The sequence below is a fragment of the Thermodesulfitimonas autotrophica genome, from assembly GCF_003815015.1.
In the GTDB taxonomy this organism is placed as follows: domain Bacteria; phylum Bacillota; class Desulfotomaculia; order Desulfotomaculales; family Ammonificaceae; genus Thermodesulfitimonas; species Thermodesulfitimonas autotrophica.
Genome location: NZ_RKRE01000002.1, coordinates 617,276 through 643,185, shown reverse-complemented (window position 1 = coordinate 643,185; position 25,910 = coordinate 617,276). Strand labels below are relative to the sequence as shown.

General features: G+C 61.9%; 26 protein-coding genes, 1 tRNA gene and 1 pseudogene. 26 read left to right on the top strand and 2 right to left on the bottom strand.

Features of this window, described 5'->3' with window-relative positions:
* Window positions 1–13 precede the first annotated feature (13 nt).
* From EDD75_RS06970 to rsmI, 9 genes and pseudogenes are all read left to right on the top strand, one after another.
* Window positions 14–589, top strand: a complete 576-nt coding sequence (locus tag EDD75_RS06970) for a 2-oxoacid:acceptor oxidoreductase subunit gamma family protein (RefSeq protein ID WP_123930042.1) — start codon at window positions 14–16, stop codon at window positions 587–589.
* On the top strand, window positions 586–879 hold the full coding sequence (locus EDD75_RS06965; RefSeq protein ID WP_123930039.1) for a 4Fe-4S binding protein: 294 nt from the start codon (window positions 586–588) through the stop codon (window positions 877–879). Before EDD75_RS06970 ends, EDD75_RS06965 begins: the two co-directional genes overlap by 4 nt.
* A complete protein-coding gene (locus EDD75_RS06960) occupies window positions 879–2,057 on the top strand; it encodes a pyruvate ferredoxin oxidoreductase (RefSeq protein WP_123930035.1) in 1,179 nt (392 codons plus the stop codon). The genes EDD75_RS06965 and EDD75_RS06960 overlap by 1 nt, the downstream gene beginning before the upstream one ends.
* A 1-nt stretch (window position 2,058) precedes the next feature.
* Window positions 2,059–2,997 (top strand): thiamine pyrophosphate-dependent enzyme, encoded by a 939-nt coding sequence (locus EDD75_RS06955; protein WP_123930032.1) that lies wholly within the window; start codon window positions 2,059–2,061, stop codon window positions 2,995–2,997.
* On the top strand, window positions 2,897–4,444 hold the full coding sequence (locus EDD75_RS06950) for an aminotransferase class I/II-fold pyridoxal phosphate-dependent enzyme (RefSeq protein WP_342780975.1): 1,548 nt from the start codon (window positions 2,897–2,899) through the stop codon (window positions 4,442–4,444). The genes EDD75_RS06955 and EDD75_RS06950 overlap by 101 nt, the downstream gene beginning before the upstream one ends.
* Before the next feature lie 2 nt (window positions 4,445–4,446).
* The gene (gene tmk / locus EDD75_RS06945) at window positions 4,447–5,073 is read left to right on the top strand and encodes a dTMP kinase (protein WP_123930027.1); all 627 of its coding nucleotides are present in this window, start codon (window positions 4,447–4,449) and stop codon (window positions 5,071–5,073) included.
* Window positions 5,061–6,023 carry a DNA polymerase III subunit delta' gene (holB, locus tag EDD75_RS06940; RefSeq protein WP_123930024.1) on the top strand — a complete coding sequence of 321 codons (963 nt, stop codon included), beginning with the start codon at window positions 5,061–5,063 and terminating at the stop codon, window positions 6,021–6,023. The genes tmk and holB overlap by 13 nt, the downstream gene beginning before the upstream one ends.
* A gap of 113 nt (window positions 6,024–6,136) precedes the next feature.
* Window positions 6,137–6,781: pseudogene (locus EDD75_RS06935) on the top strand (PSP1 domain-containing protein); the annotation flags it as partial.
* 4 nt (window positions 6,782–6,785) lie between these two features.
* Entirely contained in the window at window positions 6,786–7,664 is an 879-nt protein-coding gene (gene rsmI, locus EDD75_RS06930; protein ID WP_123930449.1) for a 16S rRNA (cytidine(1402)-2'-O)-methyltransferase, read from the top strand.
* Here rsmI and EDD75_RS06925 read toward each other — a convergent pair.
* A complete protein-coding gene (locus EDD75_RS06925) occupies window positions 7,657–7,911 on the bottom strand; it encodes an AbrB/MazE/SpoVT family DNA-binding domain-containing protein (RefSeq protein WP_123930021.1) in 255 nt (84 codons plus the stop codon). The two genes, rsmI and EDD75_RS06925, sit on opposite strands and share 8 nt — an antisense overlap.
* A gap of 381 nt (window positions 7,912–8,292) precedes the next feature.
* Between EDD75_RS06925 and EDD75_RS06920 the strand changes: the two genes are divergently transcribed.
* A complete protein-coding gene (locus tag EDD75_RS06920; RefSeq protein WP_123930018.1) occupies window positions 8,293–9,624 on the top strand; it encodes a methyl-accepting chemotaxis protein in 1,332 nt (443 codons plus the stop codon).
* A gap of 109 nt (window positions 9,625–9,733) precedes the next feature.
* On the opposite strand, the gene selD is transcribed toward EDD75_RS06920, so the two are convergent.
* Window positions 9,734–10,780, bottom strand: coding sequence for a selenide, water dikinase SelD (selD, locus tag EDD75_RS06915; RefSeq protein ID WP_123930015.1), 1,047 nt, complete (start codon window positions 10,778–10,780; stop codon window positions 9,734–9,736).
* Between the two features lie 284 nt (window positions 10,781–11,064).
* Between selD and EDD75_RS06910 the strand changes: the two genes are divergently transcribed.
* The 16 genes from EDD75_RS06910 (at window position 11,065) to EDD75_RS06835 (ending at window position 25,899) form a co-directional block, all read left to right on the top strand.
* Complete coding sequence (locus tag EDD75_RS06910) at window positions 11,065–13,515, top strand: Lon protease family protein (protein WP_123930012.1); 2,451 nt, start codon at window positions 11,065–11,067, stop codon at window positions 13,513–13,515.
* The gene (locus EDD75_RS06905; protein ID WP_123930010.1) at window positions 13,490–14,026 is read left to right on the top strand and encodes a methylated-DNA--[protein]-cysteine S-methyltransferase; all 537 of its coding nucleotides are present in this window, start codon (window positions 13,490–13,492) and stop codon (window positions 14,024–14,026) included. Before EDD75_RS06910 ends, EDD75_RS06905 begins: the two co-directional genes overlap by 26 nt.
* 167 nt (window positions 14,027–14,193) lie before the next feature.
* Window positions 14,194–14,502: a 50S ribosomal protein L21 gene (gene rplU / locus EDD75_RS06900; RefSeq protein WP_123930007.1), complete on the top strand. Its 309-nt coding sequence runs from the start codon at window positions 14,194–14,196 to the stop codon at window positions 14,500–14,502.
* 80 nt (window positions 14,503–14,582) lie between these two features.
* On the top strand, window positions 14,583–14,846 hold the full coding sequence (gene rpmA, locus EDD75_RS06895; protein WP_123930004.1) for a 50S ribosomal protein L27: 264 nt from the start codon (window positions 14,583–14,585) through the stop codon (window positions 14,844–14,846).
* Between the two features lie 133 nt (window positions 14,847–14,979).
* Complete coding sequence (locus tag EDD75_RS06890; protein WP_245963121.1) at window positions 14,980–16,212, top strand: cofactor-independent phosphoglycerate mutase; 1,233 nt, start codon at window positions 14,980–14,982, stop codon at window positions 16,210–16,212.
* A 24-nt stretch (window positions 16,213–16,236) separates the two neighbouring features.
* Complete coding sequence (locus EDD75_RS06885) at window positions 16,237–16,782, top strand: Spo0B domain-containing protein (protein ID WP_123929998.1); 546 nt, start codon at window positions 16,237–16,239, stop codon at window positions 16,780–16,782.
* Window positions 16,782–18,044, top strand: a complete 1,263-nt coding sequence (gene obgE / locus EDD75_RS06880) for a GTPase ObgE (protein WP_123930446.1) — start codon at window positions 16,782–16,784, stop codon at window positions 18,042–18,044. The genes EDD75_RS06885 and obgE overlap by 1 nt, the downstream gene beginning before the upstream one ends.
* Window positions 18,045–18,072: 28 nt before the next feature.
* Entirely contained in the window at window positions 18,073–19,197 is a 1,125-nt protein-coding gene (gene proB / locus EDD75_RS06875; protein WP_123929995.1) for a glutamate 5-kinase, read from the top strand.
* Window positions 19,198–19,214: 17 nt separating this feature from the next.
* A complete protein-coding gene (locus tag EDD75_RS06870) occupies window positions 19,215–19,706 on the top strand; it encodes an HIT family protein (protein WP_245963093.1) in 492 nt (163 codons plus the stop codon).
* Window positions 19,707–19,828: 122 nt separating this feature from the next.
* Window positions 19,829–21,088 (top strand): glutamate-5-semialdehyde dehydrogenase, encoded by a 1,260-nt coding sequence (locus EDD75_RS06865; protein WP_123929992.1) that lies wholly within the window; start codon window positions 19,829–19,831, stop codon window positions 21,086–21,088.
* Between the two features lie 136 nt (window positions 21,089–21,224).
* Complete coding sequence (nadD, locus tag EDD75_RS06860) at window positions 21,225–21,881, top strand: nicotinate-nucleotide adenylyltransferase (protein WP_123930440.1); 657 nt, start codon at window positions 21,225–21,227, stop codon at window positions 21,879–21,881.
* 27 nt (window positions 21,882–21,908) lie between these two features.
* Window positions 21,909–22,172 carry an RNA recognition motif domain-containing protein gene (locus tag EDD75_RS06855; protein ID WP_123929989.1) on the top strand — a complete coding sequence of 88 codons (264 nt, stop codon included), beginning with the start codon at window positions 21,909–21,911 and terminating at the stop codon, window positions 22,170–22,172.
* A gap of 38 nt (window positions 22,173–22,210) precedes the next feature.
* Window positions 22,211–22,573 (top strand): ribosome silencing factor, encoded by a 363-nt coding sequence (gene rsfS / locus EDD75_RS06850; RefSeq protein ID WP_123929986.1) that lies wholly within the window; start codon window positions 22,211–22,213, stop codon window positions 22,571–22,573.
* A gap of 30 nt (window positions 22,574–22,603) precedes the next feature.
* A tRNA-Ala gene (locus EDD75_RS06845) sits at window positions 22,604–22,678 on the top strand.
* Window positions 22,679–22,838: 160 nt separating this feature from the next.
* Window positions 22,839–25,313: a leucine--tRNA ligase gene (gene leuS / locus EDD75_RS06840; RefSeq protein ID WP_123929983.1), complete on the top strand. Its 2,475-nt coding sequence runs from the start codon at window positions 22,839–22,841 to the stop codon at window positions 25,311–25,313.
* A gap of 154 nt (window positions 25,314–25,467) precedes the next feature.
* Complete coding sequence (locus tag EDD75_RS06835) at window positions 25,468–25,899, top strand: universal stress protein (protein WP_123929980.1); 432 nt, start codon at window positions 25,468–25,470, stop codon at window positions 25,897–25,899.
* Window positions 25,900–25,910 lie beyond the last annotated feature (11 nt).

The window sequence follows — 25,910 nt, the reverse complement described above, 5'->3', positions numbered from 1 at the left end:
AAGGAGGGTCTTTATGGCGGATACAGTCGAGATCCGGTGGCACGGCAGGGGAGGGCAGGGGACGGTCACGGCGGCCAAGGTGCTGGCGGATGCGTGCTTAAGCGGCGGCAGGTTCGTCCAGGCCTTTCCGGAGTACGGGCCGGAGAGGGCCGGGGCGCCGCTCAAGGCCTACAACCGGATCGGTACCAAGGAACTCCGGATGCACTGCCCGGTGCTTAATCCCCAGGTGGTTAGCGTGGTCGACGCGACGCTGCTCGACACTGTGGACGTCACGGAAGGAGCGGCAGAGAACGCGGTCTTCATCGTGAATACGGCGAAGGAGCCGCAGGAGATCCGGCAAAAGCTGGGTGCTAAGCCCGGGCAGCGGGTCTTCACGGTTGACGCCACGAGGATTGCGATGGAGACGATTGGCAAAGCCTTTCCGAATTCCCCCATGCTCGGCGCGGTCGTCAGGGTGACCGGCCTGGTGAGCCTGGAGCACCTCCTCGAGGACGTGCGGAAGAGCTTCGGGAAGAAATTCTCCGAAAAAATCATCGAGGGCAACCTGAACGCCGTCAGGCGCGGCTACGAGGAGGTAAAAGAGGGATGAAGGCGAAAAGCTGGCGGGAACTCCCTCCCGGAGCGGTGATCCTCGACGCGGGAAACGCGCGGGAGGTTAAGACGGGAAGCTGGCGGACCTTCCGGCCGGTTTGGGTGGAGGAAAATTGCAGCCACTGCCTTTTCTGTTGGCTCTTCTGCCCCGATATGGCCGTGATTGTCAAAGATGGGAAGATGGCCGGCTTCGATTACGATTACTGTAAAGGTTGCGGCATTTGCGCTTTTGAGTGTCCGGGTAAGAAAGGGAAGAAGGCCATTTTCATGGAGGAGGAAAGTAAGTAATGGCGAGGGTAGGTGCCGTAACGGGAAATGAAGCTGTTGCCGAAGCGCTCCGGCAGATTAACCCGGACGTCTGCGCGGCATATCCGATTACGCCCCAGACGGAGCTGATGCAGCGGTTTGCCGCCTTTGTGGCCAACGGTAAGGTGGATACGGAGTTGATCCTGGTCGAGAGTGAACACAGCGCGATGAGCGCGTGCATCGGCGCCGCCGCTGCGGGGGGCAGGGTGGCCACGGCGACCTGCGGTCCCGGGCTGGCCCTCATGTGGGAGATGCTTTACGTGGCTGCCGGTATGCGCCTGCCCATCTTTATGGCTGTGGTGAACCGGGCACTCTCCGCGCCGCTCAATATCCACGGTGACCACTCGGACGCGATGGGCGCCCGCGACGCAGGCTGGGTCCAGCTCTGGTCCGAGAATGCTCAGGAAGCCTACGACAATATGATCCAGGCGGTGCGGATCGCGGAGCACATGGACGTGCGCCTGCCGGTGATGGTCTGTTACGATGGCTTTATCATCAGTCACTCGATCCAGCGGGCGGAGTTGTTCGAAGACAACGTGGTTAAGGGTTTTGTCGGCGAGTACAAGCCCTTAAACCCCCTGCTCGATCTTGACCACCCTAAGAGTTACGGTCCGCTCATCCTCCCCGACGAGTACCACGAATACAAACGTGCCCAGCACGAAGCGATGACCAAGGTCAAAGACGTTGTCCTTGGCGTTGCCGAAGATTTTGCCCGGATTAGCGGCCGGCGGTACGGCCTCTTCGAAGCCTACCGGCTCGACGATGCCGAGGTGGGGCTGGTAATCCTTAACTCGGCGGCCGGGACGGCAAAAGACGTGGTTGACGCTTTTCGGGAGCGGGGCGTCAAGGCGGGCCTTTTAAAACCGCGCCTTTTCCGTCCCTTCCCTTATGAAGAGGTTGCGGCGGCCCTCAAAGGGCTTAAAGCGGTGGCGGTTTTGGACCGGGCCGACTCGTTCGGCGGTTACGGTCCCGTCTTCATGGAGATCGCTTCGGCCCTCTACCCGCTTGCCGAGCGGCCCGTGGTTATCAACAAGATTTACGGGCTCGGCGGTAGGGACTTCCTACCGGACCACGCCGCAGCGGTGCTGAACGAACTGGTGGAGATCGCCCGGACGGGCAGGGTACGGGTGGCAAAAGAGTATATCGGAGTGAGGGAGTAAGATGGCTACGGAACTGAAACTAAAGGAACTCGCGAAAAAGGAGCCGCTTTTCACCTCCGGGCACCGGCTTTGCGCCGGCTGCGGTGCGGCCATCGTTGCGAAGATGGTGCTCCTGGCGGCGGCCGATTACCCGCTGGTTCTCGCTAACGCAACCGGTTGCCTCGAAGTTGCCTCCTGCATTCAGGATTATACCGCCTGGCGGGTCCCGTGGATCCACAGTGCCTTCGAAAACGCCGCGGTCACGCTCGCCGGGGTGGAAACGATGTATAGGGCACTGAAGAAAAAGGGCAAAATCGACCGGGAGATCAAGTTTATTGCCTTCGGCGGCGACGGCGGCACTTACGACATCGGACTCCAGAGTCTTTCCGGGGCTATGGAGCGGGGGCACGATCTCCTCTACGTCTGTTACGACAACGGAGCCTATATGAATACGGGTATCCAGCGCTCGAGCGCTACTCCGCTCGGTGCTGAGACGACGACCAGCCCGGCGGGGAGCGCGATTCCGGGAAAACTGCAGCGCCGCAAAAACCTCACCAGGATTATCGCGGCGCACAACGTCCCGTATGTGGCGCAGGCGGCGCCAAGCCACTGGGCCGACCTGATGAAAAAGGTGCGCAAGGCCCTCGCGATTAAGGGCCCGAAATTCATCAACATCCTGTCTCCCTGCAACCGCGGCTGGCGCACCCGCACGGACGACGCTATAATGCTGAGCCGCCTGGCGGTGGAAACCTGCTACTGGCCCCTTTACGAAGTGGAGAACGGGGTCACAAAGATAACCTTCAAGCCTAAGGAGAAAAAGCCGGTTGAAGAGTTTCTAAAAACCCAGGGAAGGTTCAAGCATCTTTTTAAGCCGGAGAACGAATGGATTATCAGGCAGTTTCAAGAAGAGATCGACCGCGAATGGGAGCGGCTGCAGAAGGAGGAAACCCTGTATAGCTGATTTCCAGGCACGCTGCCCGCTGGTTGAGGCGCTAAAGAGCTACGCGGGCAGGATCTCTGCCGGTTTTCACACGCCGGGGCATTTTCAGGGGAAGGCGGCTCCACCGGTGTTGCGCCAATGGTGGGGCCGCGCGGTTTTCGCGGCGGACCTCACGGAGGTTCCGGGGCTTGACGATCTCCACGCGCCTTCCGGAGTGATCCGGCGCGCGCAGGAACTGGCGGCAGCGCTTGCGGGCGCAAAGGAAACCTTCTTTCTGACCAACGGGAGCACGGCGGGCGTGCTGGCGATGTTCTTGGCCGCTCTCGGACCGGGGGAGAGGGTCATCCTGCCCCGCGCCGTCCACCGGTCGGTGGTGGCGGCGCTGGTGCTGAGCGGCGCCGCGCCGGTCTTTCTGCCGGTGCGACACCTTGCGGATTTCGGTATCCCGTTACCGCCCCCGGCGGCCGCCTACACGGCGGCTCTTGCGCGCTACCCTGATGCCCGGGCGCTTTTTGCCCTTTACCCGGATTACTACGGCGTGGCGGTTGACCTCCGGGCGGTAGCCACTACGGCCCACTCCCGGGGGCTGCCCTTGCTGGTCGATGCGGCGCACGGCGTTCTTTTCGGGCGCCATCCGGCGCTTCCGCCGGGGGCGATAGCGTGTGGCGCCGACGCGGCGGTGGAAAGCGTGCACAAGCGGGCCGGCGCGCTCACCCAGGCTGCTTGGCTCCACCTCGGGAGCGGGCGGCTTTCGCCGCCGCGGGTGCAGCAGGCCCTCCAGTTCGTGATGACGAGCAGCCCATCCTACCTGTTGCTCGCCTCCCTTGACGCGGCGCGGCGGCAGCTTGCGCTTTCAGGGGAACGTCTTTGCCGACGGCTTCTCTCCCTTGCAGCCGAGGCGCGGCGGGCGCTCCGCCGTTTTGAGGCGGTAGCGGTCCTCGCCGCGGCGGGCGAGGGCTACAGCCTCGATCCGACCCGGCTGGTTCTCAATTTCGGCGCCGCGGGGCTGTCCGGTTACGAGGCGGCCAGGCTTCTGCGGCGCCACGGCGTGGTAGCAGAAATGGCGGATTTTGCTAACGTGGTGCTCCTCTTAAGCCCGGGCCACGGAAAGCAGGAGATAAAGGCGCTAACGCGGGCGGTAGAGGCGGTCCTCGCGCAGCACCCGGTGGCCCGTGCCGGGCGCGGTGCGGGCGGCGCGCGGCTCTTCTTCCCGGCGCCGCCGCCCCTGCGGCTTTCCCCGCGGGAGGCATGGCTGGCTCCGGCGGAGAGCGTGCCCCTGGAAGCGGCGGTGGGCCGGGTGAGCGCGGCGGTGGTGGCCCCGGCGCCGCCAGGGATCCCGGTGCTGGTGCCGGGGGAAGAGGTAACCGAAGAGGTGGCCAATTACCTTGAAAAGCTCAAAGAGAAAGGCGTTCCGGTGCACGGGATGGAAGAAGGGGTTGACCGCCCGGCTTTGCGTGTGGTGGGGTAAGCATGGGTTTTTTCATTTCTTTTGAAGGCATCGACGGAGCGGGGAAGAGCACGCAGGTGCAGCGTCTGGCGCGGCGGCTCGCGGCGCTCGGCTTTGATGTGGTTACGGTGCGGGAGCCGGGCGGGACCCCGCTGGGGGAAACGCTAAGGGAGATCCTGAGGAACCCAGTGCGGGAGATGGACCCGCGCGCGGAGGCATGCCTTTACGCGGCAGCGCGGGCGGAGCTGGTGGACCGGGTTATCCTTCCGGCCCTGCGTGCGGGGAAGGTGGTGCTTGCGGACCGTTTTACCGATTCAACGCTTGCCTACCAAGGGGCGGGGCGTGGCCTTTCCGTGGAGCTGCTATCAGCGCTCAATGCGTTCGTGACGCAGGGGCTTTCTCCCGACTGCACCGTTATCATCGACCTTCCGGTGGCGGCGGCGCTGGCGCGGGTCGGGGCCCCTGGGGAGCGGGACCGGATGGAACGGCTCGGGCCGGCTTTTTTTTCCCGGGTGCGGGAGTATTACCTCCATCTGGCCGGGCAGGATCCTACCCGCTACCTGGTGGTGGACGGGGGCAGAGCGCCGGAAGCGGTTGAGGCGGAGATTTTCCGGCTGGTGAAGGAGGCGCTTGGTCGGTGTACGCGGTGATTCGGGGCCAGGATGCCGCGATAAAGAAGCTCCGGGCGGCCGTGCGGACGGGCCGGATCGCGCCGGCATATCTCTTTACCGGGCCGGCGGGGGTCGGCAAGTATACGACCGCTCGGGCCTTTGCCGGGGCACTCCTCTGCGCGGCGCCAGTGGACGGCGCTGCCTGCGGGGAATGCCGTTCCTGCCGTCTCTTTTGCCGTTCGGGCCACCCTGATTTTCACACGGTGGCTGCCGGCGAGGCGACGATCGGGATCGACCAGATCCGGCACCTGGTTGCCGCCGTAGGACGGAAGCCTTTTCACCGGCGTCACGTGGTGGTTATCGACGCGGCGGAGCGCGCCACCCTCGAGGCGCAGAACGCCTTTCTCAAAACGCTCGAAGAATCACCGGGGGACACCGTTTTTATTCTCGTCACGGCACACCCGGAGGCGCTTCTGCCAACGGTGTTATCCCGGTGTTGCGAGGTGCGGTTCCTCCGGCTCAGCCCGGCGGTGGTGGCCGGGCTTCTGGAGACGCACGGCGTCCCGGCGGAAGAGGCCGGGTTGCTCGCCCGTCTTTCCGGCGGGAGCCTCGGCCGGGCGCTCCTGCTTAAAGAAGACCCGCAGACGAGCAGCCTGAGGGCGAAGGCTCTGGGGCTGGCCCTGCGGCCAAGTCTCTGGGAGGCGCAGCAGGTTCCGGTTCGCACCCGCAAGGAGGCGGAGGAACTCCTCGGCTTTTTGAGCCTCTGGTACCGGGACCTTTTGCTCTTCCGGGTCACGGGCGACGCGGCGCTCGTGGTGAATATAGATTGCCTTGCGGAAATCGAGAAAACCCGGGTACCGGTTGCTGCGCTGCTAGCGGCTGCTGCGGCGCTGGAGGCGGCCAAAAGGATGTTGCGCGCCAACGTCAACCCCCGCCTCGTCGTGGAGGGAATAGCCGTTCGCCTGGGCGCCATATTCAGGGCGCGGTAGGGTTTCGTACGGTTGATTGCGAGGGCGGGTAGGAGCCTCACGGCACAGGATGCGGCGCTTAAAATCAAGCCTTGGCGTTGAAAGACGCGACGATCTTCAAGGTGGTGAAAAAATTGCGGGCGGTAGGGGTCCGTTTTAAAAAGGCGGGCAAGATATATTACTTTGACCCTGGTTTCTTAGAACTCAAACCCGGTGACGGCGTTGTGGTAGAAACGGTGCGGGGCATGGAGTACGGGTCGGTGGTAACCGGTCCGGTAGAAGTAACGGCTGAGGCGGGAAGCTTAAAGCCGGTGCTAAGGCGGGCCACGGAGGAAGACGTACGGCAGGCGCTGGGGAACCGGGAGAAGGAGCGGCAGGCCTTCCGCATCTGCCAGGAGAAAATCGCGGCCCACGGCCTGCCGATGAAGCTGATCGGTGTAGATTACACCCTTGACGGGAGCAAGATTATCTTTTACTTCACCGCAGAAGGGCGCGTCGATTTCCGGCATCTGGTGCGGGATTTGGCGGCGGTTTTCAAAACGCGGATCGAGCTCCGGCAGGTCGGGGTGCGGGACGAAGCGAAGATGCTCGGCGGCATCGGTCCCTGTGGGCGGGAGCTCTGCTGTGGTACCTGGCTCTGCGAGTTTGCACCGGTTTCGATCCGGATGGCTAAGGGGCAGAACCTGGCGCTGAACCCGGCCAAAATCTCCGGTATCTGCGGGCGGTTGATGTGCTGCCTGCGGTACGAGGCGCGCAACTACGGGGAAGAAGAGGCGGAATTTGATGAGGATGAAGGGCGAACCGAATAAGGGGAAACTTTACGTTTGCCCAACACCGATCGGTAACCTTGAGGATATTACGCTTCGAGTGCTGGCGGTGCTCGCAAGGGTCAATCTCATCGCGGCAGAGGATACGCGCCACACTAGAAAACTTCTGACGCACTACGGGATAAAAACACCGCTTTTAAGCTACCACAGCCATAACCAGAAAGCGCGGGGGGAGGAGCTCCTGGCACGGCTGGCGCGAGGAGAGCACATCGCCCTCGTTTCGGACGCGGGGACGCCCGGCATCTCCGACCCTGGCGCGCTGCTTGTCCGGGAGGCGGTGGCGCGGGGCATTCCGGTGGAGGCCCTGCCCGGACCGAGTGCTGTGCTGACGGCGCTGGTGGTGTCGGGGCTTGACAGCAGCCGCTTCGTTTTCGAGGGCTTTCTGCCGGCGCGCAGGAGGCGCCGGGCGCTCGAAGAGCTCGCCGGCGAGCGGCGCACCATCATTTTTTTCGAGGCGCCTCACCGCCTCTTGGCGACACTTGAGGATATCCTGGCGATTATCGGGGACCGGCCGGTAGCGGTGGCGCGTGAACTCACCAAGGTGCACGAGGAAGTCTTCCGGGGTAAGGTTTCCGAAGCGCTCGCCTACTTCCGGGAGAGGCCGCCGCAGGGCGAGGTCACCGTCGTCCTTGCCGGGCGGGAAGCACCGCCGGAAGGAGCGGCCCGAAAAACCGAAAACGCTTCCCTGGAAGAAAAGGTGCCCGAGCTGGTGCGGCAGCTCACGGCGGCGGGAATGCAAAAGCGGGCAGCCATCAAGGAAGCTGCCCGCCGTTTTGGTGTTCCGGCGCGGGAAGTTTATGCGCTTGAGATTAAGGCCAAGAAAAACGCTACATAGCCTTGGCCCGCTCGAACATTGCCAGGGCGCACTCGCGGCAGACCAGGCGACCGCGGTAGTGCTGCACATCGTTGGCGTTGCCGCAGAAGATGCAGGCGGGTTCGTACTTCTTTAGGATGATCTTCTCGTGGTCGACATAAATCTCGAGCGCATCTTTCTCTTCGATGCCCAGGGTCCGCCTGAGCTCAATAGGGATGACCACCCGCCCGAGCTCATCCACCTTGCGCACAATGCCCGTTGACTTCACTCCGCTTTCCCTCCCTCACCAAAGATTGTCAGAAGAACTCAGAATTAAGGCGATTAAATCTTACCAGGCATACCAGTAAAAGTCAACACCTGCGGCAAAATTTTTTTGGGAATTTCCTGAAAAAGCCCGTTCATCACGCACGGTTTGCGGCAAAAGAGTGAAATTGGCGGGTAAGTACTCCTTTTCGATTCTGAGTCCGCTTCAATCCCGCGTTATAAGACGACCGGAGGGGGTAAGGGTAATGCGGGAGAAGAAATTTGGCGGCGGGAGAAAAAAGTTTTCTGCCGGCAAAAAAACTTCAGGGATAGCTTAAATTTTTCGCTGCGTCCTGCCGAAATATAAACAAGGATATTGTGCCCGGGACCCCTGGGGGTGTGTTTGATGGCCAGACCAAAGCCTAATTGCTGGGATTACCTGCACTGTCCGCCGGAACACAAGAACAACTGCCCGGCTTATCTCCAGAACATGGGGCGCCGCTGCTGGCGGATTACCGGCACGCTGTGCCGCGGCGAACAGCAGGAATCCTTCTCCCGCAAGCTTGCCCAGTGTCTCAAGTGCGAGGCCTACCAGCAGATCAACCGCCTCAAATGGTACGATACGGTTTTCGTCCGTTTCGAACTTTTTGTGGTGCTGCCGATTCTCTTCGTGCTCAATGCTGCCCTGATCGCGACCTATTTCTTTATCCATAGCTTGCCTCACCTCCTTCTGGTGGCAGGCGTTGCCACCTTCACGAGCGGCTGTCTGGCGCTGGCCCCGGCCTTTAAGGTGGGGAAGCCAATCGCCATCCTGCGGGAAAAGGCCTACCAGCTCGGCCTCGGCAATTTGACGGCGAAGGAAGCGCTTGTCCCCCGGCGGGACGAGTACATGCTGGTGGCGATCGCGCTCAACGACTTAGGAGAAATGCTGCGCGAAATGGTGGGTAAATTCAAGCAAAACATAGAGGTTCTGTCTACTTCGGCCGCGGAGTTGACGGCCAACATGGAACAGTTATCGTCGGGAGCGGCGCAGACCGCGAGCGCCATTAGCCAGGTCGCGACCACCACCGACAGCATCGGCGAAAACCTCCGGGGGATGGTGGCGATGGCGCAGGAAGCATCCGCCAGAGCGGACGAGGGGAGCCGGGATCTCGGTGCGGTCAAGACCCAGATGCGGGCTATAGAGGCGGCGAGTGAGAAGATTGAGACGGTTATCGGGGGCTTGAATCAGAAGGCCCGGGAGATTACCCAGATCACGGAACTTATCACCCAGATTGCCGACCAGACGAATCTTCTGGCCCTCAATGCCGCTATCGAGGCCGCCCGGGCTGGGGAGCACGGGCGGGGGTTTGCGGTGGTGGCGGAGGAGGTCCGGAACCTGGCGGAACAGTCGGCGCGGGCGGCGGAGGAAATCCGCAAACTTATCGTGGCGATTCAGGGCGAAACGCAGCACGCGGTGGGCGCAATGGATGAGAGCGCCGAACTGGTCCGCACCGGTGGCGAGGCGGTGGCGAAGGCCGAGGCCTCCTTCCGAATGATTATCGAGAGCGTGCGGGGGCTGACGGAACGGGCCGAGGAGATCACCCGGTCGGTCCAGGAGATCGCCACCGCTATAACCGGGGTTGCGGCGGCGGCGGAAGAGCAGAGCGCGGTGACCGAAGAGGTAACGGCCGCGGCCGACGTGCTGGGGAAAATCGCCCGCGAGGGGCAGGCACTGGTGGAGCATTTCAAAGTTTAAAGGATCGTTTGCTTGTCAAAAGGGAAAACTCGTGGGTTCGTCCGGCCGTGCGCCGGACCTTTTATTTTTGCCGGGGTAAAGAGGGGCGGCTCCCGGCCCCGGTTTTCCCTCAGGGTTCGTAGACCACCGTGATTGTTCCCGCATCTCCTGCCGTGACGGAACCGACGACGGCAGCGGTAGCAACAGCGCGGCTTTTAAGCGCGGCTAGCAAGAGGTTGATCCGGTCGGGCGGGACGGCGATAAGCAGGCCCCCCGAAGTCTGGGGGTCGCAGAGGAGGTCCCGCAAAACTTCCGGTACCCCGGCGGCAAAAGAAACGCAGGGCGCTACGTAATCGCGGTTGGCGTAAGCTCCGGCGGGGAGAAGCCCAGACGCCGCGAGTTCCCAGGCTTCGGGCAGAAGGGGAACAGCGGCTGCGTTAAGCGTCAGGTGGACGGCGCTCGCTCGCGCGAGCGCAAGCGCGTGGCCGAGGAGGCCGAAGCCAGTGATGTCGGTACAGGCGCTGACCCCTACTTCCTGCATCGCCGCCGCCGCGGCCCGGTTAAGGGTAGCCATCTCCCGGCAGGCCTCTTCGACCGCCGCTGCCGGGGCGAGGTCTGCTTTCAGGGCCGTGGTAATCACCCCTGTGCCTATCCTTTTGGTAAGCACGAGCAGGTCGCCTTCGCGGGCCCCCCGGTTGGTAACGAGTTTTGCGGGGTGAACGAGGCCGGTTACCGCCAGCCCGTACTTCGGCTCCTTGTCTTCGACGCTGTGGCCGCCGACGAGCAGGGCCCCGGCTTCCGTGATCTTGTCAGCACCGCCGCGCAGGATGGCAGCGAGCGTTTCGAATTCACCGCACCCGGTGGGATAGCAGATGATGTTAAGCGCGGTAAGCGGCTGCCCGCCCATCGCGTATACGTCGCTTAAAGCGTTGGCGGCGGCAATCTGGCCGTAAAGGTACGGGTCGTCCACTACAGGCGTGAAAAAATCCACCGTCTGGATGAGGGCGAACTCATCCGTGAGCAGGTAAACGCCTGCATCATCCCCCGTTTCGATGCCCACCAGCAGGCGCGGGTCGGCCGTGGCCGGTAGGCCGCTCAGTATCCGGGCCAGCGTCCCGGGCCCGATCTTGGCTGCTCACCCGGCGCTTGTCGTCAGCGCCGTCAGTTTGGGCGCCATTCTTTATCCCCTCTTTCCACCTTAAAGATTCGCCCGCCCGCTGCCGAAATCCTTCTAAGAATTAAGATGCTTCTCTTTTAGGGTGTGGCGCGCGGGCGCAAGATAATCCTTGAAGCGGCGGCGGTGCGTCGCATATAATCGCAGTAAATACGCTTGCGGCGGTGCGTTATCAAGAGCGTGGCCCCGGGAAGCAAATGGTTAGTTAGCTGCAAATAAGGCGCCACCCTCAAGACCCGCACAGCGGCCGTTAGCGGCAATAAACGTACGCTGGGGAGGTAAAAATCGTGGCACGGCGAGCCACTCCGGAAGAGGTTCGGGCGGCCTGCACTCAGGAAGAGCTCGGCTGCGCGCGGACGGACGAGATCGCACCGCTCGAGGCGATTGTGGGGCAGGAGCGGGCGGTCCGGGCGCTCGAGTTTGGCCTGGAGATTGACGACCGGGGCTTCAATATCTTCGTGGCCGGCCTGCCGGGGACCGGTAAGAATACGGCGGTCCAGAGTTTTTTAGAGAACCTGGCGAAAACCAAACCCACCCCGCCCGACTGGTGCTACGTCTATAATTTCAAGGAACCCTACAACCCCCGGGCGATAGAGTTACCTCCTGGCAGGGGTGTGGCGTTCGCCCGCGACATGAAAGAGTTCATCGCCGCAGCGCGGCGGGAGATCCCGCGGGCTTTCGAAAGCGAAGAATACGCCAAGAAGCGGGAAGAAACGGTAGAAAGCTTCAATAAACGCCGCAGTGAGCTTTTTGCGGCGCTAAACCAGCGGGCGCAGGATGCCGGTTTCCTGATTCAGCCCACCCCGACGGGGCTCTATATCATCCCCGTTATCGAGGGGGAGCCAGTGAAAGACAAGGATTTTGCCAATTTGCCGCCGGAGCAGCAGCGGGAGATCATCCGCCGCCGGGAGGAAATCGAGGAGGATGTGGCGAGCACCTTCCGGGAGGTGCACCAGATCGAGCGGGAGGCTAACCAGGCGATCCGGGATCTCGACCGGCAGGTGGCCGGTTTTGTGCTGGGCCTTTTGGTACGGGACCTCACGGAAAAATACGCCCCGATTCCCGCGGTGCTATCCTACTTGGAAGCGGTGCAGGAGGACATCATCGAGAACCTGCCCCTTTTCCGGGGCATTCAAGAGGGGGAGCAAAAGGGCCCGCCGTGGGCGAAGGAGGACCCCTTCCGCCGTTACGAGGTCAACGTTCTTGTGGATAACAGCGAACTCACCGGGGCACCGGTGGTGATGGAATACAACCCCACCTATAACAACCTGATCGGGCGGATCGATCGGGAGGCCTACTTCGGCGCTCTGGTTACCGATTTTACGATGATCCGGGCCGGCTCTCTCCACAAAGCCAACGGCGGTTACCTGGTTGTTCCTGTGGAGGAACTCTTACGCAACCTCTTCGCCTGGGACGGCCTCAAGCGTGCGCTCAGGGAGCGGCAGGTGGTCATCGAGGACGCGAGTGAGCGCTTCGGCTTTTTCACCACGAAGACGCTCCAGCCGGAGCCGATTCCGCTAAACTTAAAGGTGATTCTGCTTGGGAACCCTCTCTTTTACTACCTGCTCTACCACTACGACCCCGATTTTCAGGAGCTCTTCAAAGTCAAGGCGGAGTTCGGCACGCAGATGGACCGGACACCGGAAAATATTCGGAAGTACGCCGCCTTTTTCAGCATGCTCTGCGAAAAAGAAGCGCTTTTGCACCTGGACGCCTCGGCGATGGCTAAACTCGTTGAGTACGGCTCCCGCTTGGCCGAAGACCAGCGAAAACTTTCCACCCGCTTTTCGGAGATTGCGGACGTGGTCCGGGAGGCCTGTTACTACGCCCGTAAGGAAGGCGCCCCGTACGCAACGGAAGCGCACGTACGCCGGGCGATAGAGGAGCGTTTCTACCGGTCCAACCTGATCCAGGAGCGCATCCAGGAGATGATCGTGCGCGGGGCGATCAAGATCGATACTACTGGAGAGAAGGTGGGCCAGGTAAACGGCTTAGCGGTAATCTCCCTCGGCGATATCAGCTTCGGGAGACCGCAACGGATTACGGCTACGGTTGCCGCGGGCCGGGAGGGCGTGATTGACATTGAGCGGGAGGCGAAGCTCGGCGGGAGGATCCATACCAAGGGGGTCCTCATTTTGAGCGGCTACCTGAACGAAAAGTACGCGGCCGAGGCGCCGCTTAGTCTCAGCGCCCGCCTCGTCTTCGAGCAAAGCTACGAGGGGGTGGAGGGGGACAGCGCCTCGAGCACCGAGCTCTATGCCCTTTTGTCGGCGTTATCCGGCTTACCCGTAAGACAGGGCCTCGCCGTCACCGGCTCCATCAACCAGAAAGGCGAGATCCAGGCGATCGGCGGCGTTAACGAAAAGATCGAAGGCTTCTTCGACGTCTGCAAGGCCAAGGGGCTGACAGGAGACCAGGGCGTGCTCGTTCCGGCGGCCAACCGGGATAACCTGATGCTCCGGGAGGACGTGGTGGAGGCGGTAAGAGAGGGACGTTTCCACATCTATTTTGTTGAAAACGTGGACGAGGGCATCGCGCTGCTAACCGGCGTGCCGGCCGGCGAACGCGGACCGGACGGCTCTTTCCCGGAGGGGACGGTTCACGCCAGGGTCGCGGCACGCTTCAAAGAGATGGCGCAGCAGCTCCGGGCGGCGAAGGGGGAGAAGGAGAAAGGAGCGGGGCGGGACGAGAGCGACGGCCAGGAGGAGAAAAATGCCGGCAATGGTGCAGGAGATTAAAGTGCCGGTGGGCCGCTTCACGGCTCTCTGGAGCGAGCGGGGGCTTTCCCGCCTTCTTTTTCCCGGCACAACGCCTTTTCCCGCCGCAAAAGGCACCGCTGCTACGGATTCCGCGGCGGGGCTGGTGGCCCTTTGGGCGGAAAAGCTATCGCAGCTCGTAAAGGTTTATTTCAACGGTGGGGCAGTTGATTTCGGGGAAATTCCGGTTGATTTTACGGGCTACACGCCTTTTCAGCTTCGGGTGCTACAGTTTGTCCGGGCAATTCCTTACGGCACAGTGGTTACTTACGGCGCGGTGGCAGCGGCTCTTTACCGCCCGGGAGCCGCGCGCGCGGTGGGGCAGGTGCTTGCCCGCAACCGGACGCCGGTGGTGGTTCCGTGCCACCGGGTGGTAGGCCGGGGGTGGTATGGTGGGTTTTCCGCTGGCCGGCGTTGGAAGGAGGAACTCCTGCACCTGGAAGGCGTCACTCTTTTCGATAGTTCTTCGCGCGGACCGGCGGGACAAGCCTGAGGACATCTAGGTGACGCCAAGCGGGCGGGGTGTTGACGGAGCGGCGTTTTGTGGTAAAATAAACGTTGGTCTTGTTTTTACCGCACGGAAAAGGTGGTTTTAAAGCGGGCGCTTGCGTGCCCCACCTTTGTCCGGCGAGTCTCCGGGATGAGCGAGGAGGGGTTTTCATGTACGCGGTTATCGAAACCGGCGGCAAGCAGTATCGGGTGGCGGAGGGCGAGAAGCTTAAGGTCGAGAAGCTCGACGCCGAAGTAGGGGCAACGGTTAACCCGCGCGTGTTGCTGGTTGCCAGGGATGGCGAGGTTCACGTCGGTACGCCGGAACTTGGCGGGGCGAAGGTTGACCTTAAAGTGCTCCGCCACGGGAAGCGCAAGAAGATTATCGTCTTCAAGTACAAGGCAAAGAAGAACTACCGGCGGAAAAAAGGGCACCGGCAGCCCTTCACCGAGGTGCTGGTGGAAAAGATCAGCTTGTAAGAGCGGTAAGGAAGACGCGATTTGCATTGCATGGGAGGGCGCCGGTCCGGTGTGAGGAGCTTTGTGAAGGAGGTGTTTTTATGGCCCATAAAAAAGGCGTAGGAAGTTCGCGTAACGGTCGCGATTCGGCACCGAAATACTTGGGCGTGAAGCGCTCCGACGGGCAGTTTGTTACGGCCGGGTCGATTATCGTGCGCCAGCGGGGCACGCGGATTCACCCGGGGCGGAATGTAGGCCGGGGCGGGGATGACACCCTTTTTGCCTTAACCGACGGGTACGTGCGTTTTCACTCCCGGGGCGCCGCAAAGAAGTTTGTGAGTGTCGTGCCGGCGGTCACCGGTTAAAGGGTGCTTTGGGGGCAAGCGGCGGGAATCCGGAAAGGGTTCCCGCTTTTTTTAGCCCTGCGTTTGGGAGAGAGCTCCCTTTTTTGCTATAATTGGGCAGAGGGCGTTTTGGTGGGGCGAGACCTTGAAATACGTGATTGTTTTGGCAGACGGCATGGCGGATTACCCCTGTCCTGAACTCGGGGGGCTGACGCCGCTCGCTTACGCGCGTACTCCCCATATGGACCGTCTGGCGGCGCAGGGAACAGTGGGGCAGGTGAAAACGGTTCCGGACGGCTTCCCCCCGGGCAGCGACGTGGCGAATCTTGCGGTGTTAGGCTATGACCCGCGGGAGTGCTACACCGGGCGGGCGCCGCTTGAGGCCGCGAGCATGGGGGTGGCGTTGGGGCCGGAAGATGTGGCTTTCCGCTGCAACTTAGTCACCCTTTCGGATGACGAGCCTTACGCGGCGAAGGTGATGGTGGACTACAGCGCCGGGGAGATTTCGTCTGCTGAGGCGCGGGAGTTGATCGGTGCCGTTCAGGAGCGGCTGGGCAGCGGGACGGTTTCCTTTTATGCGGGCGTGAGCTACCGCCACCTGATGGTCTGGCGGGGCGGGCCGGCGGAAACCTCCCTTACCCCGCCCCACGACATCACGGGGCGGGTGATTGGGGAATATCTCCCTCGAGGTGAGGGGGGAGAGTTCCTCCGGCGGCTGATGGAGGAGAGCGCCGGGTTTTTGCCGGGGGAGGCGGTTAACCGCCGGCGCGTAGCGGAGGGAAAGCGCCCGGCGAACTCGCTCTGGTTCTGGGGGCAGGGACGCCGCCCGCAACTGGCGCCTTTCCGGGAAAAGTACGGCCTTGCGGGCAGCGTCATCGCGGCGGTCGATCTCATCCGGGGGATCGGGGTGCTGGCCGGGATGCGGGTGCCTGTGGTTCCCGGCGCAACTGGGAACCTCCACACCGACTACCGCGCGAAGGCGCGGGCCGCGCTTAACGAGCTCGCGGCGGGACAAGATTTTGTCTTTATTCACGTCGAGGCTGCTGACGAGGCGGGCCACCAGGGGGACGTAGCAGCCAAGGTGAAGGCGATCGAGGAAATCGATGCTAAAGTGGTAGGCGTGGTGGTCGCGGCGCTGCAGGAGGCCTTTCCGCGGTGGCGGGTTATGATCCTTCCGGACCACCCGACGCCGCTCCCGCTAAAAACCCATACCGCGGAACCGGTCCCCTTCGCGATCGCTGACAGTGGCGCTGCGGGGCCGGGTGCTCCGGGCAAAGTTTTCAGTGAGGCAGCGGCTGCCGCTGCGGGGCTTGAGTTTCTCTCCGGGCCGGAGCTCCTCGCCTTTTTCCTGGGGCGTGCCGACAGTTCTGCGGTTGCCGATCGTTAAGGTTTAGAAAGCCGGGGTGGGGGAATGGGACCGGAGGAGCCGCTTAAAGTCTTGCGGGCGCAGTACCACGATTTTTTAAACCGCCTGCAGGTGATTTCCGGGCTCCTTGACCTGGGCCGGCACGAAAAAATCAAGGAATATCTCGGCCGGGCGGCAGAAGAGTTTGCCGCGCGGGGCCGGGTGGCCAAAGCGGGGCTGCCGGGACTTGCCTGGGTGCTCTTGCGCTTCCAGGCGGAGGGCGTGGCTGCCGGGGTAAAGGTTTTCTGCGACCTGGAAAAGGTGCCGCCGCGTGAAGGTCCGGGCAGCGAGGAAGCCCTGGTCGCGTGCCTAGAGAAGTTGCACGCAGCCATCGCCGCGCGGGTCGCCGGTACCGGGGAGGAGCGCGTACTTACGATTACCGGACGAAACGTTCCGGGGGGTTACCTTTTGACTTACGCCGGCGCCTTTCCCTGGGAGGAAATCACTGCGGCTGCGGAAAAGGCTGTTTTTGACGGCGCCGGGATAGCGTGCAAGGTTTTCGGGTTAGAAAAACTCGAGCTTTTCTGGCGTTTCGCGACCGGGGAAGAATGATGTTTTACGATTACCTGAAAATATACGTTAAGGCCGGTGACGGCGGCAACGGTTGTGTGGCCTTCCGCCGGGAAAAGTACGTGCCTTTCGGCGGCCCGGCGGGCGGCGACGGCGGGCGCGGCGGGCACGTCATCCTCAGGGCCGACCCGGGCCTGCGGACGCTGGTGGATTTCCACTTCCAGCGCCACTTCAAGGCGGAGCGCGGCGGCCACGGGGAGGGAAAGGAGCGCCACGGCAAAAACGGCGCCGACCTCATCCTGCGCGTGCCGGTGGGGACGGTGGTGCGCGACGCAGCGACAGGCAGGGTGCTGGCCGATCTGGTGGCCCCCGGGCAGGAGGTCGTGGTTGCCCGGGGCGGCCGGGGCGGCCGGGGAAACGCCCGCTTCGCCACCCCTACGGAAAGGGCCCCGCGCTTTGCGGAAAAAGGGGAGCCCGGGGAAGAGCGGTGGCTGGAGCTGGAGCTCAAGCTCCTCGCGGACGTGGGTCTGGTGGGTTTTCCGAACGCCGGAAAGTCAACCATCCTGAGCCGCGTTTCATCAGCTCGCCCCAAGATTGCGGACTATCCCTTCACGACCCTCGAGCCCTGTCTCGGCGTCGTCCGGGTGGGGGAGGGGGAGAGCTTCGTCCTGGCCGATATCCCCGGCCTCATCGAAGGGGCGCACACCGGTGCGGGGCTGGGGCATAAATTTCTGCGCCACATCGAAAGGACCCGGTTGCTCATCCACGTTGTGGATATGGGAGGAACGGGCGGGAGGGACCCGGTGGCCGATTTTGCGGCGGTCAACCGCGAGCTTGCGCTCTACAATGAAGAGCTGGCGCGGCGGCCGCAGGTGGTTGCGGCCAACAAAATGGACCTGCCGGATGCTGAAGCCAACCTCGAGCGCTTCCGGGCCGCCGCTGCGGGTTACGAGATTTTTCCGGTTTCGGCGGTGACGGGTGCGGGCCTTGACCAGTTGATGTTCCGGGTGGCGGCGCTGCTGCGCGAGCTACCGCCACCCCCTTTATCCGTGCCTACCGAAGCGCATACGGTGGTTGCGCCGGTCCGGGTGAGGGTCGAGAACGGCGTCTTTGTAGTGGAGAGCGAAGCGGTGGCGCGCCGGGTCGCGATGTTCGACCTTGAAAACCCGGAGGCCGTGCGGCGGTTGCAGGACTACCTTGTCCGTGCGGGGGTCGATGCCGCCCTGCGTGCTGCAGGGGTAAAGGCGGGGGATACGGTGCGGGTCGGAAACGCGACGTTTGAATGGGTGGAGGGGAAAAATTAGGTGCTTTACAGGGAGGGGACCGGCGGGCTTGGCGCGAAAAAGAGAGTTTGGGCACGTCAAGCGGATCGTGATAAAGGTCGGGACGAGCTCTCTGACGCATAAAACTGGAAAGCTCAATCTCGGCCAGATGGAAAAATTAGTCCGCGAGATGGCCGATCTTTATAACGAAGGGCGGGAGCTGTTGTTAGTTACCTCGGGAGCTGTGGGTGCGGGTATGGGCCGTTTGGGATGGAAAACGCGCCCGAAAACCATCCCGGAGAAGCAGGCCTGTGCGGCGGTGGGCCAGGGGTTGCTCCTGCAGGTTTACGAAAACTTTTTTTCCCAGTACGGGATTACCGTGGGGCAAGTGCTCCTCACAAGGGACGACTTTGCCGACCGGCGCCGCTTTTTAAACGCGCGCAACACGCTCCTTACCCTGCTCCGTCTCGGCATCCTCCCGATAATCAACGAAAACGACACGGTTGCGGTGGACGAAATCCGCTTCGGCGACAACGACACGCTCTCGGCGCTGGTCACTAACCTGATCGACGCGGAGATGCTCTTGATTCTTTCCGACGTTGACGGCCTCTACACGGCTGATCCCCGTAAAGACCCGGCGGCCCGCTTCATTCCCGAGGTCGAGAAGATTACGCCCGAACTTGAAGCGGTGGCGGGCGGGGCGGGTTCGGCCACCGGGAGCGGCGGGATGGTCACGAAGTTTCAGGCGGCGCAGATCGTGGGCCAGGCAGGGGCGGTAATGGTTATCGCCGCTGCTGCAGCGGACAACGTTCTCCGCCGGGTGCTGGCAGGGGAGGAAATCGGCACGGTTTTCTGGCCGGCGGAGCGTCATTTAAAGGGACGCAAGCGTTGGATCCTCTTCGGGACCACCGTCCAGGGTAAGATTTACGTAGATGAGGGGGCGGCACGGGCGCTGTGCGAAGATGGAAGAAGCCTGCTCCCGTCCGGTATCGTCGGCGTCGAGGGTGACTTTGAGGCGGGACACGCCGTGAGCATCATCGCTCCCGGCGGGCGGGAGATCGCCCGCGGTCTCGTTAACTACGCCGCCGCCGAGGTTGACCGGATGAAGGGGCTGAAAACCCGGGAGATCGCTGCCCTCATGGGCCAGCAGCCCTACGACGAGGTAGTGCACCGGGATAATCTAGTCCTCACGTAAGTTAAGCAGGAAGGAAGATGGCGATGGAAAGGCTCTGGGCGCCGTGGCGGGCGGTTTACGTTACCAAGAGTGACGCGGAAAAGGCTGAGTGCATCTTCTGCGCCAAGCTGAACGATACGCGGGACCGGGAGAACCACCTCCTCGTCCGGCGGGAGCGCTGCTTTGTCCTCCTCAACATTTATCCTTACAACAGCGGCCACCTCCTTGTCGCGCCGAACCGGCACGTGGCCGATATCACCGAGCTGACGCCGGAGGAAGCGCTGGCCCTTTTTCAGCTTACGCAGGAGATGGTGGCGCTTTTGCGCCGGGTGATGAAGCCGCACGGCTTCAACGTCGGGATTAACCTCGGGCGGGTTGCCGGGGCCGGTTACCCCGGCCACTTCCACATCCACATCGTCCCGCGCTGGGACGGGGATACCAGCTTCATGCCGGTGGTGGGGGACGTAAAGGTGATTTCGGAAACCCTCGACCAGACCTACGCCAAGCTGAAAGAGGGGTTGGAACTATAAGGATGAAGGCGGAAAGCAGCGGGAGCGCGGGAGGTTCGGGGGAGCAGCGGTAGATGGGCAAAATTTACGGTTAGGGCTTATTCTAACCGAGGTTATAGATTCCTGGTTGAGGAGGAGAGGAAATGAACGCGATCGAAGCGGTGGTTGTGGAAAAGGCGAAGCGGGCAAAAGAGGCGGCGCGGCGCCTTGCCTACCTGCCCACAACCGTCAAGGACGCGGGTCTTTTGGCGATGGCCGACGCGCTCGAGGCGCAGATGGCGGAGATCCTCGCGGCCAACGCGCGGGATCTTGAGGCGGGGCGGTTGAAGGGGCTTTCCGGGGCGCTGATGGACCGGTTAATGCTTAACGAAAAGCGGGTAAAAGAGATGGCCCAGGGATTGCGCGACGTGGTAAAACTTCCCGATCCCGTAGGCGAGGTCGTGGCAATGTGGCGGCGGCCCAACGGCCTTGAGGTGGGCCAGATGCGGGTGCCGCTCGGCGTCATCGGCATGATTTACGAGGCGCGTCCGAACGTAACGGTCGATGCCGCCGGGCTCTGTCTTAAGGCGGGCAACGCGGTGGTCCTGCGGGGCGGTTCGGAGGCGATAAACTCCAACAGCGCCATCACCCGCATTATCGCCACGGCGGCTTACCGGGCTGGTATCCCGGAGGGAGCGATTGAGTTTATTGACCGGACGGAACGGGAGGCAGCCCAGGTGCTGATGCGCCTCAACGGGTACATCGACGTCCTGATTCCGCGCGGTGGCGCCGGGCTTATCCAGACCGTGGTCAAAACCGCGACCGTCCCCGTCATCGAAACCGGGGTGGGCAACTGCCACGTTTACGTGGACGAGTTTGCCGATCTGTCCAAGGCTGAGCCGATCATCATCAACGCCAAGTGCCAGCGGCCGGGCGTTTGCAACGCGATGGAAACACTCCTGGTCCATGAGGCGGTGGCCCCGGCCTTCCTGCCGGCGATAGCCCAGCGCCTCAAAGAGCGGGGGGTAGAGATCCGCGGTTGCCCCACCACCTTGAAGTTCGTTCCCTGGGCGAAACCGGCTACCGAGGACGACTGGCACGCCGAATTCCTCGACCTTATCCTTGCGGTGCGGGTGGTGCGGAGTCTCGACGAGGCGCTTGACCACATTTACCGCTACGGGACCAAACACTCTGAGGCCATCGTCACCGAGAACTACACCAATGCCCGCCGCTTCCTGAAGGAGGTGGATGCGGCTGCCGTTTACGTCAACGCCTCGACCCGTTTCACCGACGGGGGGCAGTTTGGTTTCGGTGCGGAAATCGGCATCTCTACCCAAAAGCTTCACGCGCGCGGGCCAATGGGTTTGAAGGAGCTTACCACGGTTAAGTACATCATCTTCGGGGAAGGCCAGGTCCGGGAGTAACCTTTTTATAGCCGCGCGCATAACATAAAAGAATAATTAATCCGGTTAAGGAATAGCCGGTAGCGGCGATCTTTTGACGCATCTTTTCGGTTCTTACATTGATTATTGGCTGAAGAAGGGTTATAATTTAGGCAAAATGGGGTGCGTTGGTACGGCAGTGCGGATCGGCCTGATGGGGGGAACCTTTGACCCTATCCATTACGGGCACCTGGTAGCGGCGGAGGATGCGCGGTACGAGCTGGGCTTGGAAAAAGTGGTTTTCATTCCTGCGGGGCAACCGCCCCACAAGCCGAAGGAGTTGGTTTCTGAGGCGGCGCACCGTGTCGCGATGGTTCGTCTGGCTATTGCCACCAATCCCTGCTTTGAGCTTTCTACGGTCGAAGTTGAGCGGCCAGGACCCTCCTATACAGTCGATACTGTGGCGGCTTTCCGGAAACAATACCCTGCCGGCGAGTTCTATTTTATTACGGGTGCGGATGCGGTGGCCGAGATTCTCTCGTGGCACAGGGCGGAAGAGTTGCTTACCCTCTGCCGGGTTGTGGCGGTCACCCGGCCAGGATATGTACTCGATAACCTGCGCGAGCGGCTGGCCGGGCTTGATGCTTATCTTTGGCGGAAAATTCGCGTGCTTCCGGTTCCCGGCGTAGCCATTTCTTCCACGGCGATTAGGGAGCGGGTCCGCGAGGGAAGACCGATCCGGTACCTTTTACCGGATCAGGTTGAGGCGTACATCAAAGAACAGGGGTTGTATCGTTTAAGGGTGCATCGGGGTATTCCCCGTGATCAAGACTAACACTTCAGGAGAAAAGAGGTGAGGTGCGTGGCGCGGACCCTTTACGTGGGCAACCTGCCGTGGGCTACCCGGGCAGAAGACCTGGCGGAAATATTCTCCTCCTACGGCGAGGTGCTCTCCAGCCGGATCATTTCCGACCGGCAAACCGGGCGTTCACGGGGCTTCGGCTTTGTCGAGGTGCGCGATGAAGATGCCGACGCGATGATCGCCGCTCTCAACGGCGCCGAGCTCGGCGGCCGGGTCATCATCGTTAACGAGGCCCGGGAGCGGCAGGACGTTAGAAGGCGGTAGAAGCTTATTTCGGGATGAGTTTATAAGGGGGAATGATATTGGGCCTCAGTCCCCAGGAGTTGCTAAACCTTATCGTCGCGGCTGCCGAAGAGAAAAAGGGCTTTGACATCGTGATCCTTCAGGTAGGCCACCTGACAACGGTATGCGACTACTTCGTCATCTTGAGCGGCAGGTCGACGGTCCAGGTAAAGGCAATTGCCGAGCACATCCAGGATAAGCTGATGGAACGTGGGGTACCGGTCCTGCGCCGGGAAGGGTTCCGCGAAGGTTTCTGGGTGTTATTAGATTACGGGGATATTGTGGTCCATCTGTTCCGGGAAGAAGAACGCGAGTTTTACGGTCTCGAACGTCTGTGGCGGGATGCCCCGATCATCAAACCCGCAGTTAGTAGCTTGACCTGAGAGCCAATTTTATTTATAATTGTGGTGCGTGGGGCTGTAGCGCAGTGGGAGCGCGTTTCCTTGGCATGGAAAAGGTCGCGGGTTCAATTCCCGCCAGCTCCACCATAAGACTGAAGGAGAGAAGGCCTCTTGTCTGGAACCCGGACAGAGGCTAATATTTTTAGAAGCAGGAGATAGGAGGTCGGAGGCCGGCAGAGGGGAGACAATGGGCGGGTGAAGGCGTCAAAAGATTCTGGCCTCTGACCCCCTTTTAGGAGGCGACCTGATGGAGGAAAGGTATCCGTTTGCAGCAGTGGAGGAGAAGTGGCAACAGCGCTGGGCGGCGGAAGGGCTTTACCACGTTGACGATTTCGACAGCCGCCCCAAGTATTACTGCCTCGAGATGTTTCCTTACCCTTCGGGCAGGCTGCATATGGGGCACGTCCGGAACTACGCCATCGGGGACGTGGTGGCCCGCTTCAAAACGATGCAGGGTTACGCCGTTTTGCACCCGATGGGCTGGGACGCCTTCGGTTTACCGGCGGAGAACGCGGCGATCAAGCACGGCGTGCACCCCCGCGACTGGACGTGGGACAACATCGCCTTTATGCGCCGGCAACTCAAGGAACTCGGCCTGAGCTACGACTGGCGGCGGGAGATTGCCACCTGCCACCCGGGGTACTACCGGTGGACCCAGTGGCTCTTCCTCCAGTTTTACCACCGGGGCCTCGCCTACAAGAAAAAGGCTCCCGTCAACTGGTGTCCTTCCTGCGCCACGGTGCTGGCCAACGAGCAGGTAGTCGGCGGCGCTTGCGAACGCTGCAAAACGCCTGTCACGCGGCGCGAGCTCGAGCAGTGGTTCCTGAAGATCACCGCCTACGCGGAGCGGCTCCTCAAGGACTTGGAGAAGCTGTCCGGCTGGCCGGAAAAGGTCAAGATTATGCAGGCGAACTGGATCGGCCGGAGTGAAGGCGCGCTGGTCCACTTCCCGGTGGTGGGCCGGGAGGAGAAAGTCAGCGTTTTCACCACGCGGCCCGATACCCTTTACGGTGTCACCTACATGGTGCTGGCGCCGGAGCACCCGCTGGTAAGTAAGCTTGCCACGCCGGAGCGGCGGGAGGCGGTTGGGGCCTTTGTGGCGCGGGCGCGGAGCATGAGCGAGCTCTCGCGGACCGCGGGGGAGGCCGAGAAGGAAGGGCTTTTTACCGGCGCTTACTGCAAAAACCCGCTGACGGGTGAAGAGATACCGGTCTACATCGCCAACTACGTGCTCATGGAGTACGGCACCGGCGCGGTGATGGCGGTGCCGGCGCACGACCAGCGCGACTTCGAATTTGCTAAGAAGTACGGCCTGCCCATCAGGGTGGTAATCCAACCGCCGGGCAGGGAGCTCGACGCGGCAACGATGGCGGAGGCCTACGTAGACGAGGGCGTGATGGTGAATTCTGGCCCCTTTAGCGGGATGCCGAACCGCGACGGGATGCGGGCGGTAACTGCCTACCTGGAGGAGAAGGGGTGGGGGCGGCACCAGGTCAACTACCGGCTACGTGACTGGCTCATCTCCCGGCAGCGTTACTGGGGCGCGCCGATCCCGATCGTTTACTGTGATAAGTGCGGGATCGTCCCGGTTCGGGAGCAGGATTTGCCGGTGCTGCTCCCGTACGCGGTGGCCTTCAAGCCCACGGGGGAATCCCCGCTCAAGGATTGTCCTGAATTCGTCCACACCGCCTGCCCGCAGTGCGGTGGTCCGGCCAAACGGGAAACCGACACCATGGATACCTTTATCTGTTCCTCCTGGTATTACTTCCGCTACACGAGTCCGCGGGAGGAAAGCGGCCCCTGGGATCGGGCCAAGGTTGACCGGTGGCTCCCCGTCGACCAGTACATTGGCGGCGTGGAGCACGCCATCCTGCACCTCCTCTACTCCCGCTTTTTCACCAAGTTCCTCTACGACATCGGGCTGGTGGGGTGTGAGGAACCCTTCACCAACCTTTTGACCCAGGGGATGGTCTTAAAAGACGGCGCGAAAATGTCCAAGTCAAAGGGCAACATCGTCAGCCCTGAGGAGATCATGGCCAAGTTCGGGGCGGATACGACCCGGCTCTTTATCCTCTTTGCCGCGCCCCCGGAGCGGGACCTGGAGTGGAGCGACCAGGGAGTCGAGGGGTGTGCCCGGTTTTTAAACCGTGTCTGGCGGCTTTTCAATACCCTATTACCCGAAATTCAGGGGGCACCGGTACCTGGGGCGAACCTGGTTGGCGTCAACCGGGAACTGCAGCGGCTCACTCATCTCACCGTCAAAAAGGTGACCGAGGATGTGGAGCGGTTCAACTTCAATACCGCGGTAAGCGCCATCATGGAGTTAGTAAACGGAATTTACCAGTTCTGCGACCGGGTGCCGCCGGTGGACCGGGATCCCGGCGTTCTGCGCGAGGCGGTTGAAAAGTTGCTTATTCTCCTGGCGCCCTTTGCTCCGCACATTAGCGAAGAGCTGTGGGCGCGGCTCGGCTACACCGAAAGCGTTCACCGCCAATCCTGGCCTACATACCGCCCTGATCTTCTACTCCAGGACCAGGTGGAAATAGCCGTCCAGATCAACGGCCGGGTCCGGGGCCGGATCGTCGTTCCTGCGGCGGCCACGGCGGCGGAGATAGAGACAGCAGCGCTCGAGGAGCCCCGCATCCGCCAGTGGCTAACGGGTAAAACCGTGGCCAAAGTCGTGACGGTGCCAGGAAAATTAGTAAACATTGTCGTCAGGTAGACAGGCCCATTGAGGGCTTTCCCCCGCACAGCCCTGCGGGATTATGCAGCTTTTATGCGTGGCACCGGTTGGACGGAAAAGTTCTGGGTGGATGGCGCGATTTTTGCTTACTCTGCAAGCGTGAAGGATAGATTCTAAGCAAGGGGGGGTTTATATGTTTCACCGCGTTTTGGTGGCCATCGACGGTTCCGAGCATTCTTACGCTGCGCTGCGCCGGGCCCTGGAAGTGTTGAAGCTGACGCCGCTCACCCAGGTGGCAATCATCGAGGTGGTCCCGCCGGTTGATCCGAGCATCGAGTATCTGCCGTGGGTTTCGCCGGCTCAGTTGGAGGAGGCAGAGAAAAAGCGGGCGCAAGCCGATCTCGACCGGGCGCTGGCCATCTTGAAGGAGGCCGGGATAGAAGGGAAACCACTGATCAAGATCGGGAATCCGGCCGAGGAGATCGTGGCCACGGCGAAAGAGGGAAATTACGAGCTCATCGTGATGGGACGCCGGGGCACTAACCCCTTGAAAGAACTCCTGCTTGGGGGCGTGAGCCAGCGGGTTCTGCACCTGACGGAGTGCCCGGTCTTCTTGGGGAAGTAATCTGCTCACGG

Coding starts and splice junctions, on each gene's coding strand:
- EDD75_RS06970 (WP_123930042.1), top strand. CDS start 14: ATGGCGGATACAGTCGAGATCCGGTGGCACGGCAGGGGAGGGCAGGGG.
- EDD75_RS06965 (WP_123930039.1), top strand. CDS start 586: ATGAAGGCGAAAAGCTGGCGGGAACTCCCTCCCGGAGCGGTGATCCTC.
- EDD75_RS06960 (WP_123930035.1), top strand. CDS start 879: ATGGCGAGGGTAGGTGCCGTAACGGGAAATGAAGCTGTTGCCGAAGCG.
- EDD75_RS06955 (WP_123930032.1), top strand. CDS start 2,059: ATGGCTACGGAACTGAAACTAAAGGAACTCGCGAAAAAGGAGCCGCTT.
- tmk (WP_123930027.1), top strand. CDS start 4,447: ATGGGTTTTTTCATTTCTTTTGAAGGCATCGACGGAGCGGGGAAGAGC.
- rsmI (WP_123930449.1), top strand. CDS start 6,786: ATGAGGATGAAGGGCGAACCGAATAAGGGGAAACTTTACGTTTGCCCA.
- EDD75_RS06920 (WP_123930018.1), top strand. CDS start 8,293: ATGGCCAGACCAAAGCCTAATTGCTGGGATTACCTGCACTGTCCGCCG.
- EDD75_RS06905 (WP_123930010.1), top strand. CDS start 13,490: ATGCCGGCAATGGTGCAGGAGATTAAAGTGCCGGTGGGCCGCTTCACG.
- rplU (WP_123930007.1), top strand. CDS start 14,194: ATGTACGCGGTTATCGAAACCGGCGGCAAGCAGTATCGGGTGGCGGAG.
- rpmA (WP_123930004.1), top strand. CDS start 14,583: ATGGCCCATAAAAAAGGCGTAGGAAGTTCGCGTAACGGTCGCGATTCG.
- EDD75_RS06885 (WP_123929998.1), top strand. CDS start 16,237: ATGGGACCGGAGGAGCCGCTTAAAGTCTTGCGGGCGCAGTACCACGAT.
- obgE (WP_123930446.1), top strand. CDS start 16,782: ATGTTTTACGATTACCTGAAAATATACGTTAAGGCCGGTGACGGCGGC.
- EDD75_RS06870 (WP_245963093.1), top strand. CDS start 19,215: ATGGCGATGGAAAGGCTCTGGGCGCCGTGGCGGGCGGTTTACGTTACC.
- EDD75_RS06865 (WP_123929992.1), top strand. CDS start 19,829: ATGAACGCGATCGAAGCGGTGGTTGTGGAAAAGGCGAAGCGGGCAAAA.
- nadD (WP_123930440.1), top strand. CDS start 21,225: ATGGGGTGCGTTGGTACGGCAGTGCGGATCGGCCTGATGGGGGGAACC.
- leuS (WP_123929983.1), top strand. CDS start 22,839: ATGGAGGAAAGGTATCCGTTTGCAGCAGTGGAGGAGAAGTGGCAACAG.
- EDD75_RS06835 (WP_123929980.1), top strand. CDS start 25,468: ATGTTTCACCGCGTTTTGGTGGCCATCGACGGTTCCGAGCATTCTTAC.